Consider the following 15,679-nt stretch of genomic DNA (forward strand, 5'->3'; position numbering starts at 1 on the left):
GTCATGACCCACACCGAAATCGCCGCACCGCAGGAGATGGCCATCCGGGCCGGCCAGCTGCCGCGCGCCGCGACGCTGCTGACCGTGGTCTTCGCGGTCGCCATCGGTGGCGTCGCCGGAATGTTGCTCGGCTCCGGATTCGCCGTCATGGTGCTGCTGGCCTGGCTGGTGTTCCTGGTCAGCCTGACCGCCTGGTCCACGGCCGTCGAGGGACGCCGCAAGGCCACCGACCGCCTGGTCAACGCCCTGGTCTGGTCGACCTTCGCGGTCGCCATGATGCCGCTGCTCAGCCTGCTCTACACGGTGATCGTGAAGGGCGGCCCGGTGCTCACGCCGAGCTTCCTGCAGAGCGACATGACGGGCTTCGCCTCGCTCGGCCAGGGCGGTGGCATCTACCACGCGATCATGGGCACGATCATGGTCACCGCGATCGCCGCGATCATCGCGATCCCCGTTGGCCTGTTCACCGCGATCTACCTGGTCGAGTACAGCGCGGGCTCCCGCCTGGCGAAGGTGATCACCTTCCTGGTCGACGTGATGACCGGCATCCCCTCGATCGTGGCGGGCCTGTTCGCCCTGTCGCTGTTCATCGTGCTGACCGGCGACCCGCTGCCCCGCCTCGGGCTCGGTGGCGGTGTCGCCCTGTCGCTCCTGATGATCCCGACCGTGGTCCGCTCCGTCGAGGAGATGCTGAAGCTGGTGCCCGACGACCTGCGCGAGGCGTCGTACGCCCTGGGTGTGCCGAAGTGGCGCACCATCGTCAAGGTCGTGCTGCCCACCGCGGTGGCCGGCATCGTCACCGGCATCACCCTGGCCATCGCCCGCGTGGCCGGTGAGACCGCGCCGCTGCTGCTGATCTGCGGCACGTTCCCCGAGGCGAACTGGAACCCGTTCAGTGGTGCGGTCCAGACCCTGCCCGTCTACATCTACAGCTCGCTGAACGGCACCACCGACGCCAAGTACGGCGACATCTGGACCGACCGGGTCTGGGGCGCCGCCCTGGTCCTGATCATCATCGTGATGGCGCTCAACCTCATTGCCCGCATCATCGGCAACATCTTCGCCCCCAAGACCGGGCGCTGAACGTAAGGAATCTGCACACCATGGCCAAGAGCATCGACGTCAAGGACCTCGACATCTACTACGGCGACTTCCTCGCCGTACAAGGCGTCAACGTCCACATCAAGGCACGGTCGGTGACCGCGTTCATCGGACCGTCCGGTTGTGGCAAGTCCACCGTGCTGCGGTCGCTGAACCGCATGCACGAGGTGATCCCGGGCGCCCGGGTCGAGGGCAAGGTCGTCGTCGACGGCCAGTCCTTGTACGGCGCCGGGGTCGACCCGGTCGCCGTACGCCGGCAGATCGGCATGGTCTTCCAGCGGCCGAACCCGTTCCCGACGATGTCGATCTACGAGAACGTCCTCGCCGGCAACCGGCTCAACGCCCGCAAGCTGAAGAAGCCCGAGGCCGACACGATCGTCGAGAAGTCGCTGCGTGGCGCGAACCTCTGGAACGAGGTGAAGGACCGCCTCGCCAAGCCCGGCATGGGCCTCTCCGGCGGCCAGCAGCAGCGCCTGTGCATCGCCCGCGCGATCGCCGTCGAGCCCGAGGTGCTGCTGATGGACGAGCCGTGCTCGGCCCTCGACCCGATCTCGACCGCGGCCGTGGAGGACCTGATCCACGAGCTCAAGTCCGACTACACGATCGTGATCGTCACCCACAACATGCAGCAGGCCGCCCGCGTCTCCGACGACACCGGCTTCTTCAACCTGAAGGCGGTCGGCGAGCCCGGTCACCTGGTGGAGTTCAACCCCACCACCAAGGTGTTCTCCAACCCCGACGAGTCCGCCACCGAGGCCTACATCTCCGGCCGCTTCGGATAGTCCCTGACGTTTCGGCCCTTCCGTCGCGATACTCCCTGACGTTTCGGCCCTTCCGCCGCGATACTCCCTGACGTTTCGGCCCTTCCGNCTGAACGCTTGTCTCACGAGATCTTGCGCCGGAGACGCAACAGGGCAACGCGCTCGGACTCGCCAAGGTTCCGTCGCTCTTCGACCGTGAAGGTCGGGATCCACCACCTCGGCAGCTCAGTCGTCCAGTGCCGACGGGACGGCGCCGCGAACTGCGCCCGTTCTCGCGTCGCCCGCATCCGACCGGCCAACGACTCGCGAAAAGTGGTCTCACCGCGACGCACCGTCAAGCATTCGAGCCCCACGTTGCGAAATCGCTCAAGCCGGGTAGCGTCGATGACCTCTCTGCCCGGTGCCAGATGGACGCCCCCGTCGTACTCCATGACCACTCCGGCGACCTCGTCCAGCAGGTCGGGCGTGCCGAGGTGATTGCCGTACCTGTCGAAGATGGGTCGATTGGCCATCGGCTTCGGAAGCTCCGCGTCGATCTGCCAGACCAGGCTTGTCCGCTGCTCCCAGGGCGACCACGAGTTTTCTTCCAGGAACGCGCTGGCCTCGCGCAGCTGGGGCGCCCCCGTCCATCCCGGATGCTCGAGCCCATGCGCGCAGATCTCGTGTGCCGTGACCAGGTCGGAGTACGCCGCCATACTGAACGCCACGGACGCTTCCCGCATGCTGGTCGCATATCGCATCTCGTGCGTCAGGGACCGCACCGGATCGGTCGTGACCACACCGTCGACGACCGTGAGATCTGTCGGCAAGAGCCGCTCCTCGACCACCACGAATCCTGGCTGGCTCCGGATGTTGCGGTCACCAGTCAATATCCGGATGGGCAGCTGGGTCGCACCGTCAGGCGCGTACCCGTCGAACCACACCGCGCCATACCAGCGCAGACTCGCCCACCCGGTGATGCCCGCCCCGAGCGGCATGACCACGCTCGCTTCCACGATGCGCTGCTCGGCCCGATCCCCGTCGACGTACGCAGGCACGTAGAAGCCACGCGATGAGCGACGCCAGCCCGGACCACGCGCTGCCTTCGCCGAAGGCCCACCCGGCCGCCCTACTCGGACCGGGAGGACCAGGCCATCCCGGTGAGCAGCCGGCCAGGGACACGTCAGATCACCACCGTGGGAGACGGCGTACGGCGGCCCTCCCCGCGCACCGATCGAGGGATGTGCTTCCTGTTCGCGCATGCACGGATGGTGCACCGAACCGGCAATCTCTCGCTCGCGTCATCCACAGGTACGCCGACCGCACTGCGAGAACAACCGTGGTCGAGGGCCGAAACGTCAGGGAGTATCCCGAAGTTGGGGCCGAAACGTCAGGGAGTATCCCGAAGTTGGGGCCGAAACGTCAGGGAGTATCGAGAAGGGGAAAGCAGGTCAGCCGATGAAGATCTCGAGGGGGAAGTGGAGCAGGTAGTAGCAGATCACGGCGGCGAGGCCGGCCATCGGGAAGGTGAGCACCCAGGCCGTCACGATCGACTTTGCCACGCCCCAGCGCACGGCCGAGAAGCGCTTGGTGGCGCCGGCGCCCATGATCGCGGAGGTGATCGTGTGGGTCGTCGAGATCGGCGCGTGGAACGCGAACGCGGTCGTGTAGAGCACACCCGCACCGACCATCTCGGCGGAGAAGCCGCGCGGCGGGTCGAGGTGGATGATCCGGCGGCCGAGGGTGCGCATGATGCGCCAGCCACCGGAGTAGGTGCCGGCCGAGATCGCACCGGCGGCCGCGATGACCACCCAGAGGGGCAGCTCGTCACCGGCCGCGGCGTGACCGCTGGTGACCAGGGCCAGGAAGATCACGCCCATCGTCTTCTGCGCGTCCTGGAGGCCGTGGCCCAGGGCCAGGCCGGCCGCCGAGACGGTCTGCATCAGGCGGAAGCCGCGGTTGACCTTGTGGGGGTTGGCGCGGCGGAAGAGCCACATGATCAGCAGCATCACCAGGAACGCGGCGACGAAGCCGAACAGCGGCGAGAGCACCATCGGTATGAGCACCTTGTCGATGATCGTCTTCCACGAGACCGTGGCACCGCCCACGAGCGCAGCGCCGACGAGGCCGCCGATCAGGGCGTGGGAGGACGACGAGGGCAGCCCGAAGTACCACGTGACGAGGTTCCACACGATCGCCCCGAGCAGGCCGGCCATCACGATGACCAGCCCGTGTTCGACGTCGAACCCACTGGTGTCGATCACGTCGCTGACCGTGTGCGCGACCTCTTGGCCGAGCAGCGCGCCGACGAAGTTCATCACCGCGGCGAGGATCAGGGCGACGCGTGGGGTCAGTGCACGGGTCGAGACCGACGTGGCGATCGCGTTCGCCGCGTCGTGGAAGCCATTGGTGTAGTCGAACGCGAGGGCGACGACGACCACCGCGATGACAATCGCGAGTTCCATCCGGTCAGGACTCCTTGACCGCGATCTGCTCCACGATGTTGGCCACCGTCTCGAAGGCGTCGATCGCCTGTTCGAGCGACTCCACGATGTCCTTCAGCTTGATCACCTCGAGGGCTTCGTACTTGCCACTGAAGAGGCTCGCGAGGGTACGGCGGTAGTTCTTGTCGCCGGCGTTCTCGAGGCGGTTGATCTCGATCCAGTACTCGTCGAGGTCCTTCATCGCCTGGAGACGCGGCATCGCGTCGGCGGTGAGCTCGGCGCAGCGCTGGAGCACCTCGACCTGCTTGGACAGCTCGGAGGGCAGATGCTCCACCTCGTAGAGCAGGATGAGGTCGACGGCCTCGTCCATCTCGTCCATCACGTCGTCGAGCCCGGAGGCCAGCGAGTAGATGTCCTCGCGGTCGAACGGCGTCACGAACGTGCTGTTCACCCGCCGCACGATGGCGTGGGTGGTCTCGTCGCACGCGTGCTCGGCGGCACGCATGCGCTCGGCAACCTCTTCGCGGTTGCTGTCGGCACCGAGCATCTCGGCGAGGAGCGCGGCACCCCCGACGAGGTGCTGGGCTTGTTCGGAGAAGAGGTCGTAGAAGGAAGAATCGACCGGACGAAAGCGGAAAGCCACGGAAAACTCCTGATGAGGAGGACCTGAACGCTGAACATGCTAGGGCCAACGTCGGCGCGTCGCGCAACTTGACCCTTCAGCGGCCCGGCGTGAACCCCCGCAGACGGAGGCTGTTCGTGACGACAAACACGGAGCTGAAGGCCATCGCGGCCCCCGCGAGCATGGGGTTGAGCAGCCCCGCAGCGGCCAGCGGGAGGCCCGCTACGTTGTAGCCGAACGCCCAGAAGAGGTTCCCCTTGATGGTCCGGAGCGTACGGCGGGAGAGGCCGATCGCGTCCGCAGCGAGACCCAGGTCCTCCCGGACCAGGGTCAGGTCGCTGGCCTCGATCGCGACGTCCGAGCCGGAGCCCATCGCGATGCCGAGGTCGGCCCGGGCCAGCGCGGCGGCGTCGTTCACGCCGTCGCCGACCATCGCCACGACCCGGCCCTCGTCCTGCAGGCGGCGCACCTCGGCCACCTTGTCGGCGGGCATCACCTCGGCGACGACTCGGTCGATGCCGACCTGGGCCGCGACGGCGGAGGCCGACCGCGCGTTGTCGCCGGTGAGCAGGACCGGCTCCAGCCCGAGCTCACGGAAGCGGCGTACGGCGTCCGCGGACGTCGACCGCACGGTGTCGGCCACGACCACGACACCGCGGACCCGGTCGTCGACGGTGACGACCACCGCGGTGTGGCCCTTGGCCTCGGCATCGTCGAGGGCCGTCGCGAGTGCGCCGTCGACCGAAACCTTGCGCCCCACCGAGACGGCGCGGCCGTCCACGGTGCCGGAGACGCCGATGCCGGGCTGGTTGGCGAACCCGTCGACGGCGGGGAGCACGCCGTCGTACCCGGCGACGATCGCGCGGCCGACCGGGTGCTCGGAGCCGTCCTCGACGGCGGCGGCGAGCCGCAACACGGTGTCCTGGGACTCACCGGGGGCGGCCACGACCGACACCAGCGACATGCGCCCGTGGGTGACGGTGCCGGTCTTGTCGAGCACGACGGTGTCGACGCGACGGGTCGACTCGAGCACCTCGGGGCCGCGGATCAGGATGCCGAGCTGGGCGCCTCGGCCGGTGCCGACCATCAGGGCGGTCGGCGTGGCCAGGCCCAGTGCACACGGGCAGGCGATGATGAGTACGGCGACCGCGGAGGTCAGTGCGAACGACAGGGGCGCGTCGGCGCCGATCCAGAAGCCGAGGGTGGCCGCGGCGATGGCGATCACGATGGGCACGAAGATCCCGGAGACCCGGTCGGCCAGTCGCTGCACGGGCGCCTTGCCGTTCTGGGCGTCCTCGACGAGGGTCGCCATGCGGGCCAGCTGGGTGTCGGCGCCGACCCTCGTGGCGCGCACGACGAGCCGGCCGCCGGCGTTGACGGTGGCCCCGGTGACCGCGTCACCCGGCCCGACCTCGACCGGCACCGACTCACCGGTGAGCAGGGAAGCGTCGACGGCCGACGTGCCGCTCTCGACCACGCCGTCGGTGGCCAGCCGCTCCCCCGGTCGTACGACGAACGCGTCGCCGACCGCGAGCTGTGCGACGGGGATGCGGGTCTCGACGCCGTCGCGCAACAGCGAGACTTCCTTGGCGCCGAGCTCGAGCAGTGTGCGCAGCGCCGAGCCGGCACGGCGCTTGGCACGGTCCTCGAACCAGCGGCCGACCAGCAGGAACGTGGTCACGCCTGCGGCGACCTCGAGGTAGATGTTGCCGGTGCCCGACTCGCGGCGGGGCCGCAGGTCGAACGGGTGCACCATGCCGGGCGTGCCGGCGGTGCCGAGGAACAACGCGTAGAGCGACCAGCCGAACGCGGCGATCGTGCCGACGGAGACCAGCGTGTCCATCGTCGTGGTGCCGTGGCGCAGGTTGCGCCACGCGGCGAGGTGGAACGGCCAGCCGCCCCAGACCACGACCGGCGCGGCCAGGGTGAGCGAGGCCCACTGCCAGTACTCGAACTGGAACCGCGGCACCATCGCCACCACGATCACCGGGATGGTGAGGGCGGCGCTGATCAGCAGGCGCTGCAGGGAGGCCCGCGCCGCAGCGTCGGCGGCGTCCCCAGCGGCGTCCTCAGACACGGCAGGGGCCTCATCCAGCGAGGTCGAGACCACGCCGTAGCCGGCGGCCTCCACCGTGGCCACGAGGTCGTCACGCGTGATCGTGTCGGCGAAGGTCACCTTGGCCTTCTCGGTGGCGTAGTTGACGCTCGCCTCGACCCCGGCGACCTTGTTGAGCTTGCGCTCGATGCGGTTGGCGCAGGACGCGCAGGTCATCCCCGAGATGAGGATCTCGGCCTCGGTCTGGGTCGACTCAGTGCTCATGGCCGTCTCCTTCCTCGGCGTGGTCGTCCTCGGCGGCACCGGCGCCCTGAACGGCGCCGACCGTGAACGCGACGCGGCGGACCGCGCCGTCGTGCTTGAACTCAAGGAACAGCCGGTGCGCACCAGAGGAGTCGGCGACCTCGAACGAGACCTGCGGGCCGGCCGGTCCCGCGAGCGGGTGCGCGTGGAGGTACTCGAACTTCCGGGCCTCGATGACGACCAGGTGGCCGTTGGCTCCGAGGTAGGGCTCGATGTCGGTGACCGGCTTGCCGTGGCGCGAGATCGTGAAGGTGACCTGGTCGTCGACCCGGGTCATCGCGACGGCGTACGGTCCGGTGCGCTCGAGCACGGTCGCGGCGGGCACGGACTCAGGCCGCGGGTGGTGGCCGCGTACGACCAGGGGCGCGGTGGCCACGAAGTTCTCGCCGGCGGTGGTGGCGTCGGCGTACACCTCGTAGGTGCCGGGAGCCAGGTCGAGGCGCGCGGTCCAACGACCGTCGGCGGACATCGTGGGGTGCACGTGCTGGAAGCTGGTCAACGCCGGCGTGCCCACCACGATCAGGTGCAGGCGCTTCTCGTGCACGACGTCGTAGTCGCGCAGCGGTTCGCCGTCAGCACCCACGATGGTGAAGGCCACCCTCTTGTCGTCACCCGGGTCGACCTCGGGCCGCGCGAGCTCGAGCGTGTACGCCGGCTCGTGGCCGGCGTGCTCGTCGTCCCCCTCGTGGCTGTCCGAACCGCCCATGCCCTCGTGCTCTTCGGCCGCCACCTCGTCGGTGACGTCGGGGCCGGCGGCGCGGCCGACGTACACCGCAAGGCCGAAGACGACCGCCAGGCCGACCACGAAGGTCGCGATCCTCGTTCCGGTGCTCATGACAGCTGGTAGCCGGCTTCGGTCACGGCTGCCTCGACGGTCGAGCGGTCGAGCGGTTCGGCACTGGTGATGGTGACCTGCCCGGTCTCGAGGGTCACGTCGACGGCGTCGATGCCGGGGACCTCGAGCAGCTCTTCGGTGACGGACGCGACGCAGTGGCCGCAGGTCATGCCGGTGACGGTCCAGGTGCTGGTGCCTGTGGTGGACACGGTGCTCTCCTTTGACGGGACGGGGTCAGGAACGGACGAGGCGGGAGATGGCGTCGGTGGCCTCGCGGATCTTCTCCTGGGCCTCCCGGTCACCGACTCGGGCCGCGTCGACGACGCAGTGGCTCATGTGCTCCTCGAGCAGGCCGATCGAGACGGCGTGGAGCGCCTTGGTCATCGCGGAGACCTGCGTGAGGATGTCGATGCAGTACTTCTCCTCCTCGACCATGCGCTGCAGGCCGCGGGCCTGCCCCTCGATCCTCTTGAGACGCTTGAGGTAGTCATCCTTGCGGTGGATGTAGCCGTGCTGGTGTTCGCTCATGCGAATAGGGTACCCCCCTAGGGTAATCATCGCAAGACTCGAAAAGAGCCGGCTCCGTCGGGAGTCGGCTCGGGTCGGTGAACGACGGCGGTCAGTCGGAGGGCGCAGGCGATTCCGGTGAGGAGGGCTCCGGCTCCGCCTCGACCGGAGTGACCCCGAGGATCAGGTCGATCTGCTCCTGGGTCAGTGACTCGTCGGACTCGCTGGCCGCGATGATCAGGCTGGTGGTGAGTTCAACCTCATCCAACAGCTCCTGGTCCTCGAGCGTGACGTCGAACTGGTCGTGCACGCGCAGCCCTCTCTCGTCCGAAGCGCCCCCGAGCCCGACTCTGGGCATGCCTCATGGACCATCGTGCCCTGTGTGGGGTGCTACGAAACGTAGGTGGCCAGCAAATGACCCAAAAATGACCCGAAGGCCCCACCCCCGCAGGGGGATGGGGCCTCCAGATGGAAGTCAGGTCAGGTGACCAGCTCCGTGTCGTGCTCGATCGATTCGATCAGAGCGGGCGAACGTTCTCCGCCTGCGGGCCCTTGGGACCCTGCGTGACGTCGAACTCGACCTTCTGGTTCTCGTCCAGCGACTTGTAGCCGTTGGTCTGGATGGCCGAGTAGTGCACGAAGACGTCGTCGCCGCCGTCCTCCTGGGCGATGAAGCCGAAGCCCTTCTCAGCGTTGAACCACTTGACGGTGCCCTGAGCCATTGCTCGTTACTCCTTTGTCGGGGCGAGAGGTCATCACTGCGACAACCCCGCATCAACTGCGGTGACACGTCGCTCCGACTCGTGGAGGCAGGCCCACGAAGAAGAAACGCCGTTGGATCACAAACTCCGCGGGCGTCAGCCATACTGGAACTTGCACCTGATGCAGACACGACACTACCAATCACGTACGGAAAAGAAACCGTCAAACCACACCGATTTCTCCGGATCCGGTGAACTCTTCGCAACAGCGGTGTAACGGGTCCCTCTGCGCTCAGGCCAGTGCCGGTGCGGCGTACGACGCAGGCGGCGGGCGATCGATCGTCGTACGCCGGGGTGCAGACGATCGCGTGGCGCGGGATATCGTGTGCCACCGCGGAACAGGAATCGCCGAACGCTCGCGCGACGTCCTGACCCGAGGGCCCTTAGCTCAATTGGCAGAGCTCCGGACTTTTAATCCGTTGGTTGTGGGTTCGAGTCCCACAGGGCCTACCCGGGCACTGACCCGTCGTGAATTGTCCCGTCCGGAACAATTCACGACGGGTCGGTGCGTCTCACATACGCGTCCGTGCGGCATAACGTGTCGCCGAGTGACTAGTTTTGCCTGATATGGCCCCCTTTTCGCGAGAAGAGCCGGGCGAGACCGACTCGGGCGAGACCGTGGAGGCCTCCGTGCCGGCCACCCTGGATCCGTTGACCGCACCCCTCGCGGAGGTACTCGGCGAGGCGCCGCACGCATCCACCGACACACATCTCTCGATCTTCGCCGACGAGCCGGACGACGCAGAGGACGCAGAGGGCGCCGCCGAGGCGGATGAGCCCGACGAGGCCGCGTCTGACGACGTCGAGCCGAACTCCGACTCCACGGTTGACCCGCGGCCGACCGTCGCGGACCTGCCGATCGGCGTGGTCGACGTCGAGGACTTCAGTCCGTCGGCTCGCGTCGACGTCTTCGCGGCCCTGCGTGGTGACAGCGAACCAGTCGAGCCCGAGCCTGGATCACCCGAGCCCACGCCCGAGCCGGAGCCTGCGCGCGCCGGGCGTTTCGAGACCCTCGAGGAACTCCTGGCCTCGGCCACCCGGCGGTCCCACAGCCCGCAACCCGAGCCGGTCCGGGCCGCGGCCGAGGTCCAGCCCGACCCCGACACCGAACCGGTATCTGTCCCACCCGTACCCGAACCCGAGCCGGTGCCCGTCCTGCCCGAACCCGAGCCCGAACCCGAGCCGGAGCCCGTGCAGACCGCCGTGCTGCCCGCCGTGGTGGCGACCCCGTCGGAGAGCCCCACGGCGAGCATGCCCGTCGAGCAAAACGTCAAGCCGACCGTCGAGCCGGACCAGGAGAACGTCGACCTCTCACCACGAGGCAACTCGAGAGCCCTCCTGCTGGCGCTGCTCGGGCTCGCAGCCGTGGCCACCGCGGCCCTGGCCTGGTGGGCCTCGCAGCACCCGTCGACGACCACGCTCGTGCTCGCCGGAGTGGCAGTCGTGGTCACGTTGGCGCTCTGGAGGGCGCACGGCCGGTCGGCGCCGTCGACGGTGATGATCGAGCGGGGCAACCTCGACATCCGGACCCGGGACAGCCATCACCGCTTCGACCTGGCCAGTCCGACGACGAAGTACGAGACCGTCGGCACACCCGGAGGTCGCGGCTGGAAGGTGCTGATCCACCGCACCGGCATGCCGCCGTACGTCGTCGACGCGAGCCTGGTCGACGCCGCCGAGTTCACCCGGGTGCTCGAGCGACTCCAGCGTCAGGAGACCGGGATCCAGTAGCGGCGCTTGCCGTTGCGGACGTCCTCGAACTCGCCACCGTTGCCCTCGATGGTGCGACGCGACCCGACGTTCGACTCGTCGCAGGTGACCAGCACGCGGTCGATGCCCAAGGACGCGGCGATCGGCAGGGACAGCGCCAGGGCGCGCGACGCGTGGCCCTGACGGCGTCGGGACGGGCGTACGGAGTACCCGATGTGGCCGCCCTCCTCGAGCAGGAACGGGGTCAACGCGTGCCGGATGGCGAGGTAGCCGACGAACTCGTCCGCCTCGACCAGCCACAGGAACGTGCAGTGCACCCGGTCCTCGGGCAGCACGGTCGCGGGGTCGGCCTGGGCCAGGCGGTCCGCGACCATCTGCTCGAACGAGGCCCGGTCGGTCGCCGGCCGCGGCCCGAAGAATCCGGACCCGTCACGGTGCGTGTCGCCGAACTCGTCCTCGGCGGTGCACCAGGAGGCGTAGTGGCGGTCTTCGGGCTGGACCAGTTCGATCATGGTGCGGATCAGATCACAGGCCATCCGTCGGGACAAAACCAATATTTGCCGAGACCAACCTCTACTGTGCAGCCATGTTCGACTACCGCACCGACGACCGCACGCCCGAGGAGATCGAGCGAGAGATCGAGGCGGCTGGCGGTCTGGCGCAGAGCACCCGCGAGCTGATCGATGCGGTGATCCGCAGCACCGTGCCCGACGACGAGCTGATCGCGGTCCGCAAGGAGATCGACGCGCTCACCACCCGGCTGCGGACCAGCCAGCTGGACGGCCCGTACGGCATCGCGGTCACGCCCGACGCCGTCGCACACAACCACGGCAACAGCGTGGTCGGGCTCCGCAACGCGATCGCCCCGCCCCTGACGATGCAGCGCTCCAGCGAGGGGCGGGCCTGGGCCGACTTCACCCTCGGCGCCGCCTACGAGGGGCCACCCGGACTCGTCCACGGCGGCGTCAGCGCCCTGATCCTCGACCAGGTCTGCGGAGAGACGGCCGCGGCCGGCGGGGCGCCCGGCATGACCGGGCGACTGACCCTGAGCTACCGACGCGGCACGCCACTGGGCGACCTGCACGCCGAGGGACGCATCGTGAAGGTCGAGGGCATCAAGACCTACGTCGAGGCGCACATCTCCGACGCCGAGGGACCCACGGTGTACGCCGAGGGCCTGTTCATCCTCCCGCGCTGGGCACGGGAGCTGACCGACCAGCCGAAGCCGTCGACGTTCGAGTAGCGCTCAGCCCGCGTCGACGTGGACGCCGCGCTTGCCCTGGTCGGTGAGACGCGCTTCCTCGGCGGCCACCTGCTCCAGCTCGGCACGACGCGCCTCGAGCATGGCGTCGAACTCGCCCGGCTCGCTGACGAGGTCCTTGGCGCCGCCACCGAGCCGCTCCAGCGCCACGCGGGCGAAGATCTGCTGCTCGGTGACCGTGCGCTCGGACCGGTCGTTGCCGATGAACGTGATCGCCCAGCTCAACAGGGCACCGATGCGGTTCTTGAAGCCGGTCAGGTAGATCAGGTGCACGGCCAGCCACATCAGCCAGGCGATCACGCCGTTCAGCTTCAGCTTGCCGACGCTGGCGACCGCGCGGAACTTGCTGATGATCGCCATCGAGCCCTTGTCGAAGTACTTGAACGGCGCCTGCGGGGCCTTGCCCTTGAGTCGGTGGTCGATCTCCTTGGCGGCGTACTTGGCGCCCTGGATGGCCACCTGGGCAACGCCGGGGAGGTTGTCGAGCGAGATCATGTCGCCGAGCACGAACACCTCGGGGTGGCCCGGCAGCGTCAGGTCGGGGTTGACCGCGATGCGACCGGCCCGGTCGAGCGGGGCACCGCTCTGCTCCGACAGCGTCTTGCCGAGCGGGTTCGCCTGCACACCGGCGGCCCAGATCTTGGCGACCGAGTCGATGCGACGGGTGGTGCCGTCCTTGTCCTTCAGCTCGAGCCCGCGCTCGTCGACGCTGGTGACCATGGCGCCGAGCTGGACCTCGACGCCGATCTTCTCCAGCTCGCCCTTGGCCTTGGTGCCGAGCTTGGCACCGAACGGCGGCAGCACCTGGGGCGCGGCGTCGACGAGGATGATGCGGGCCTGCTTGGTGTCGATGCTGCGGAAGTCGCGCTTGAGGGTCTTGTGGGCCAGCTCGGCGATCTGGCCGGCCATCTCGACACCGGTGGGGCCGGCGCCGACGACCACGAAGGTCAGCAGGTGGTCGTAGGGCTCACCGCGGCTGGCGGCGTTCTCGGCCATCTCGAAGGCACCGAAGATGCGGCCACGCAGCTCGAGCGCGTCGTCGATGCTCTTCATGCCGGGGGCGAACTCGGCGAAGTGGTCGTTGCCGAAGTAGGACTGGCTCGCGCCCGCCGCCACGATCAGCGAGTCGTAGTGGGAGACCGTCTCGCGACCCAGCACGTGGTGGGTGACGGTGCGCGCCTCGAGGTCGATGCCGGTGACCGTGCCGAGAAGGACCTGCGCGTTGTCCTGCTTGGCCAGCACCTCACGGGTCGGCGGCGCGATCTCGCCCTGGGACAGGATGCCCGTGGCGACCTGGTAGAGCAGCGGCTGGAAGAGGTGGTGCGTGGTCTTGGCGACCATGGTGACCTCGACGTCGGACCGCTTGAGGGCCTTGGTGCCGAACAGCCCGCCGAACCCGGAGCCGATCACGACCACCTGGTGCTTGCCGTTGTTGCTTGCCATTCCCTACGGGCCTCTCTGTTTAACGCACGACGTCGATTGCTTGCCGTACCCCATGATCCCATCCGTCGGTCAATTCTCCGAACCGGGCCTGCACCGGAAAATTCGGCCAAGAAGATTGGTCGTTCAGGTTTCAACCGCCGAGATGCTGGGCAAGGGGAGGTCATGTGCCCCAATATGGGTGCGATCCCGAAATCGACGCTAGGTGCGCCATTGCCGTGAGCAGAGGTGAACTGACCCTCGAGTCCAGCCCGCGATCCGTGTCGGACGCGCGCCGCTGGGTCGCTTCGGCGTGCCATGACCTCGAACGGGAGGACCTCGTCGAGGCCGCCCAGCTGGGCGTCTCCGAGCTGGTCACCAACGCCCTGCTGCACGGCGCGCCCCCGATTCACGTGCGGGTGCGCGGCACCCATCGGCACCCGCGCATCGAGGTGCTCGACGGCTCGCGCACGCCACCCTCCCCGAACCACCGGATGACCCACGACGACGAGCTGCTGGCCACGATCGGCCGAGGCCTCGGCATGGTGGCGATGTCCTCCCATGCCTGGGGCGCCGAGCTGCTCGACGACGGCAAGGTGGTCTGGTTCGAGCCGGCCGTCGAGCCCGTGGACGAGCCCGACCTCGAGGGCCAGGTCTACCCCTCGAACAGTCCCGCGACCGGCCAGCCGTCCATGATCCGGAGCGATGACGGTCTACGCATCGACTACCCGACCTTCCCGGTGCAGCTGTTCGTCGACTGGCGACGCCGGTTCCGGGACCTGCACCGCGAGCTGCGGCTCCTCTCACTGGCGCACGAGGACGACTACCCGGTCGCCAAGACCCTCACCGACCTGTTCGACCGGTTCTACGAGGAGGTGCAGCACACACTCGGCGTCGACGACATCCAGCGGGCGGTCGAGTCCGGGGTCACCACAGCGTCCATCCGCCTGGTCATCGCCCCCGAGGCACCGGCCGTCGTCGAGCAGATGATCGACGTCCTCGAGCTCGCCGACTCCTTCTGCCGCACCGAGCGCCTGCTCTCGCTCGCCTCCACCCACCAGCAGCGCGACTTCCAGAGGTGGTTCCTCGGCGAGCTGATCAGGCAGGCCGACGGCGAACCACCGGTGATCTGGACCGGCGACGACTCCGTCCACCTGCCGCAGCCACGCATCTCGTGAGGGGACAGCAGATCACCCCGTCGCAGCTGGCGGTGGTGTCGCTCGGGGGCGCGCTCGGCGCATGCGCGCGCTGGGCACTGTCGACCCGGTTCCCGGTGGGCGACGACTTCCCGTGGGTCACCCTCTGCATCAACGTCGGCGGCTCCCTGCTGCTGGCGCTGCTCCCCGCCCTGCTCGTCGTACGCCGCCACCAGCTGCTGCCACTCTTCCTCGGCACCGGGGTGCTCGGCGGGTTCACCACGCTGAGCACCTTCTCGGAGGAGACCCGGGCGCTGCTCGCGAGTGGCTCGTTCCTGGCCGTGCCCTACGTGCTCGTCACGGTGCTGGCCGCGGCGTTCGCCGTCGAGCTCGCCCACCACTGGTCGACGCCCGCGGCCCAGCAGCTGTTCGACGACGAGGAGGGCGACGAATGACCATGCTGCTCGTCGCACTCGGTGCGGCCGTCGGCGCACCCCTGCGATTCGTGGCCGGCCACCACCTCGACCGCGACGTGCCTCGCGGCACCCTGCTGGTCAACGTGGCCGGATCGTTCCTGCTCGGCCTGTTCAGCGGCCTCGCGCTGTCGGACCACGCCTGGGCGCTGCTCGGCGTGGGCTTCTGCGGCGGGCTCACCACGTACTCCTCGTTCGCCGTACAGACCTCGCGCCTCGGCGTCCGGCGCGGTACGGCGTACGCCGCCGCCACGCTGCTGGCGTCGCTGGCCGTGTGCGCCCTCGGCTACTGGAGTGTCCGGCCCTGACGC

General features: G+C 68.7%; 18 protein-coding genes and 1 tRNA gene. 8 read left to right on the forward strand and 11 right to left on the reverse strand.

The window, feature by feature from the left end:
- Positions 1–3 precede the first annotated feature (3 nt).
- Together pstA and pstB are read left to right on the forward strand one after the other, a co-directional pair.
- Positions 4–1,083: a phosphate ABC transporter permease PstA gene (pstA, locus tag ASH02_RS20705; protein ID WP_056682772.1), complete on the forward strand. Its 1,080-nt coding sequence runs from the start codon at positions 4–6 to the stop codon at positions 1,081–1,083.
- Between the two features lie 20 nt (positions 1,084–1,103).
- Complete coding sequence (pstB, locus tag ASH02_RS20710; RefSeq protein WP_056682775.1) at positions 1,104–1,883, forward strand: phosphate ABC transporter ATP-binding protein PstB; 780 nt, start codon at positions 1,104–1,106, stop codon at positions 1,881–1,883.
- A gap of 101 nt (positions 1,884–1,984) precedes the next feature.
- On the opposite strand, the gene ASH02_RS20715 is transcribed toward pstB, so the two are convergent.
- The 9 genes from ASH02_RS20715 to ASH02_RS20755 form a co-directional block, all read right to left on the reverse strand.
- Positions 1,985–2,899, reverse strand: coding sequence for a hypothetical protein (locus tag ASH02_RS20715; RefSeq protein ID WP_056682778.1), 915 nt, complete (start codon positions 2,897–2,899; stop codon positions 1,985–1,987).
- Positions 2,900–3,292: 393 nt separating this feature from the next.
- Complete coding sequence (locus ASH02_RS20720) at positions 3,293–4,306, reverse strand: inorganic phosphate transporter (RefSeq protein WP_056682781.1); 1,014 nt, start codon at positions 4,304–4,306, stop codon at positions 3,293–3,295.
- Positions 4,307–4,310: 4 nt separating this feature from the next.
- Positions 4,311–4,928 (reverse strand): DUF47 domain-containing protein, encoded by a 618-nt coding sequence (locus tag ASH02_RS20725; protein WP_056682784.1) that lies wholly within the window; start codon positions 4,926–4,928, stop codon positions 4,311–4,313.
- Positions 4,929–5,004: 76 nt separating this feature from the next.
- Positions 5,005–7,227 carry a heavy metal translocating P-type ATPase gene (locus ASH02_RS20730; RefSeq protein WP_057295383.1) on the reverse strand — a complete coding sequence of 741 codons (2,223 nt, stop codon included), beginning with the start codon at positions 7,225–7,227 and terminating at the stop codon, positions 5,005–5,007.
- A complete protein-coding gene (locus ASH02_RS26470; RefSeq protein ID WP_057295384.1) occupies positions 7,217–8,101 on the reverse strand; it encodes a hypothetical protein in 885 nt (294 codons plus the stop codon). The genes ASH02_RS20730 and ASH02_RS26470 overlap by 11 nt, the downstream gene beginning before the upstream one ends.
- Entirely contained in the window at positions 8,098–8,310 is a 213-nt protein-coding gene (locus ASH02_RS20740) for a heavy-metal-associated domain-containing protein (protein WP_057295385.1), read from the reverse strand. Before ASH02_RS20740 ends, ASH02_RS26470 begins: the two co-directional genes overlap by 4 nt.
- A gap of 25 nt (positions 8,311–8,335) precedes the next feature.
- On the reverse strand, positions 8,336–8,629 hold the full coding sequence (locus ASH02_RS20745) for a metal-sensitive transcriptional regulator (RefSeq protein ID WP_056682793.1): 294 nt from the start codon (positions 8,627–8,629) through the stop codon (positions 8,336–8,338).
- Positions 8,630–8,720: 91 nt separating this feature from the next.
- Positions 8,721–8,918, reverse strand: a complete 198-nt coding sequence (locus ASH02_RS20750; protein WP_056685047.1) for a hypothetical protein — start codon at positions 8,916–8,918, stop codon at positions 8,721–8,723.
- Between the two features lie 208 nt (positions 8,919–9,126).
- A complete protein-coding gene (locus tag ASH02_RS20755) occupies positions 9,127–9,330 on the reverse strand; it encodes a cold-shock protein (RefSeq protein ID WP_045548871.1) in 204 nt (67 codons plus the stop codon).
- A 416-nt stretch (positions 9,331–9,746) separates the two neighbouring features.
- Between ASH02_RS20755 and ASH02_RS20760 the strand changes: the two genes are divergently transcribed.
- Both ASH02_RS20760 and ASH02_RS20765 read left to right on the forward strand, forming a co-directional pair.
- Positions 9,747–9,819, forward strand: a tRNA-Lys gene (locus tag ASH02_RS20760).
- 117 nt (positions 9,820–9,936) lie between these two features.
- Positions 9,937–11,100, forward strand: a complete 1,164-nt coding sequence (locus ASH02_RS20765) for a hypothetical protein (protein WP_057295386.1) — start codon at positions 9,937–9,939, stop codon at positions 11,098–11,100.
- Here the strand turns inward: ASH02_RS20765 and ASH02_RS20770 are convergent.
- Positions 11,079–11,591 carry a GNAT family N-acetyltransferase gene (locus ASH02_RS20770; RefSeq protein WP_057295414.1) on the reverse strand — a complete coding sequence of 171 codons (513 nt, stop codon included), beginning with the start codon at positions 11,589–11,591 and terminating at the stop codon, positions 11,079–11,081. The two genes, ASH02_RS20765 and ASH02_RS20770, sit on opposite strands and share 22 nt — an antisense overlap.
- A 74-nt stretch (positions 11,592–11,665) precedes the next feature.
- Between ASH02_RS20770 and ASH02_RS20775 the strand changes: the two genes are divergently transcribed.
- The gene (locus ASH02_RS20775) at positions 11,666–12,322 is read left to right on the forward strand and encodes a PaaI family thioesterase (RefSeq protein ID WP_057295387.1); all 657 of its coding nucleotides are present in this window, start codon (positions 11,666–11,668) and stop codon (positions 12,320–12,322) included.
- 3 nt (positions 12,323–12,325) lie between these two features.
- On the opposite strand, the gene ASH02_RS20780 is transcribed toward ASH02_RS20775, so the two are convergent.
- Positions 12,326–13,783, reverse strand: a complete 1,458-nt coding sequence (locus ASH02_RS20780) for an NAD(P)/FAD-dependent oxidoreductase (RefSeq protein WP_056682800.1) — start codon at positions 13,781–13,783, stop codon at positions 12,326–12,328.
- A gap of 215 nt (positions 13,784–13,998) precedes the next feature.
- Here ASH02_RS20780 and ASH02_RS26235 point away from each other — a divergent pair, with 215 nt between their 5' ends.
- From ASH02_RS26235 to ASH02_RS20795, 3 genes are read left to right on the forward strand one after another with little or no spacing between them, the layout of a single operon-like run.
- Positions 13,999–14,937, forward strand: coding sequence for an ATP-binding protein (locus tag ASH02_RS26235; protein ID WP_162262610.1), 939 nt, complete (start codon positions 13,999–14,001; stop codon positions 14,935–14,937).
- Positions 14,934–15,350, forward strand: a complete 417-nt coding sequence (locus ASH02_RS26475) for a fluoride efflux transporter FluC (protein WP_056682803.1) — start codon at positions 14,934–14,936, stop codon at positions 15,348–15,350. Before ASH02_RS26235 ends, ASH02_RS26475 begins: the two co-directional genes overlap by 4 nt.
- Positions 15,347–15,676, forward strand: a complete 330-nt coding sequence (locus ASH02_RS20795; protein WP_057295389.1) for a fluoride efflux transporter FluC — start codon at positions 15,347–15,349, stop codon at positions 15,674–15,676. The genes ASH02_RS26475 and ASH02_RS20795 overlap by 4 nt, the downstream gene beginning before the upstream one ends.
- Positions 15,677–15,679 lie beyond the last annotated feature (3 nt).

This window comes from Nocardioides sp. Soil796, from assembly GCF_001429525.1.
In the GTDB taxonomy this organism is placed as follows: domain Bacteria; phylum Actinomycetota; class Actinomycetes; order Propionibacteriales; family Nocardioidaceae; genus Nocardioides.

Coding starts and splice junctions, on each gene's coding strand:
- ASH02_RS20765 (WP_057295386.1), top strand. CDS start 9,937: ATGGCCCCCTTTTCGCGAGAAGAGCCGGGCGAGACCGACTCGGGCGAG.
- ASH02_RS20755 (WP_045548871.1), bottom strand. CDS start 9,330: ATGGCTCAGGGCACCGTCAAGTGGTTCAACGCTGAGAAGGGCTTCGGC.
- ASH02_RS20795 (WP_057295389.1), top strand. CDS start 15,347: ATGACCATGCTGCTCGTCGCACTCGGTGCGGCCGTCGGCGCACCCCTG.
- ASH02_RS20775 (WP_057295387.1), top strand. CDS start 11,666: ATGTTCGACTACCGCACCGACGACCGCACGCCCGAGGAGATCGAGCGA.
- ASH02_RS26470 (WP_057295384.1), bottom strand. CDS start 8,101: ATGAGCACCGGAACGAGGATCGCGACCTTCGTGGTCGGCCTGGCGGTC.
- ASH02_RS20720 (WP_056682781.1), bottom strand. CDS start 4,306: ATGGAACTCGCGATTGTCATCGCGGTGGTCGTCGTCGCCCTCGCGTTC.
- pstB (WP_056682775.1), top strand. CDS start 1,104: ATGGCCAAGAGCATCGACGTCAAGGACCTCGACATCTACTACGGCGAC.
- ASH02_RS20770 (WP_057295414.1), bottom strand. CDS start 11,591: ATGATCGAACTGGTCCAGCCCGAAGACCGCCACTACGCCTCCTGGTGC.
- ASH02_RS20745 (WP_056682793.1), bottom strand. CDS start 8,629: ATGAGCGAACACCAGCACGGCTACATCCACCGCAAGGATGACTACCTC.
- pstA (WP_056682772.1), top strand. CDS start 4: ATGACCCACACCGAAATCGCCGCACCGCAGGAGATGGCCATCCGGGCC.
- ASH02_RS20780 (WP_056682800.1), bottom strand. CDS start 13,783: ATGGCAAGCAACAACGGCAAGCACCAGGTGGTCGTGATCGGCTCCGGG.
- ASH02_RS20730 (WP_057295383.1), bottom strand. CDS start 7,227: ATGAGCACTGAGTCGACCCAGACCGAGGCCGAGATCCTCATCTCGGGG.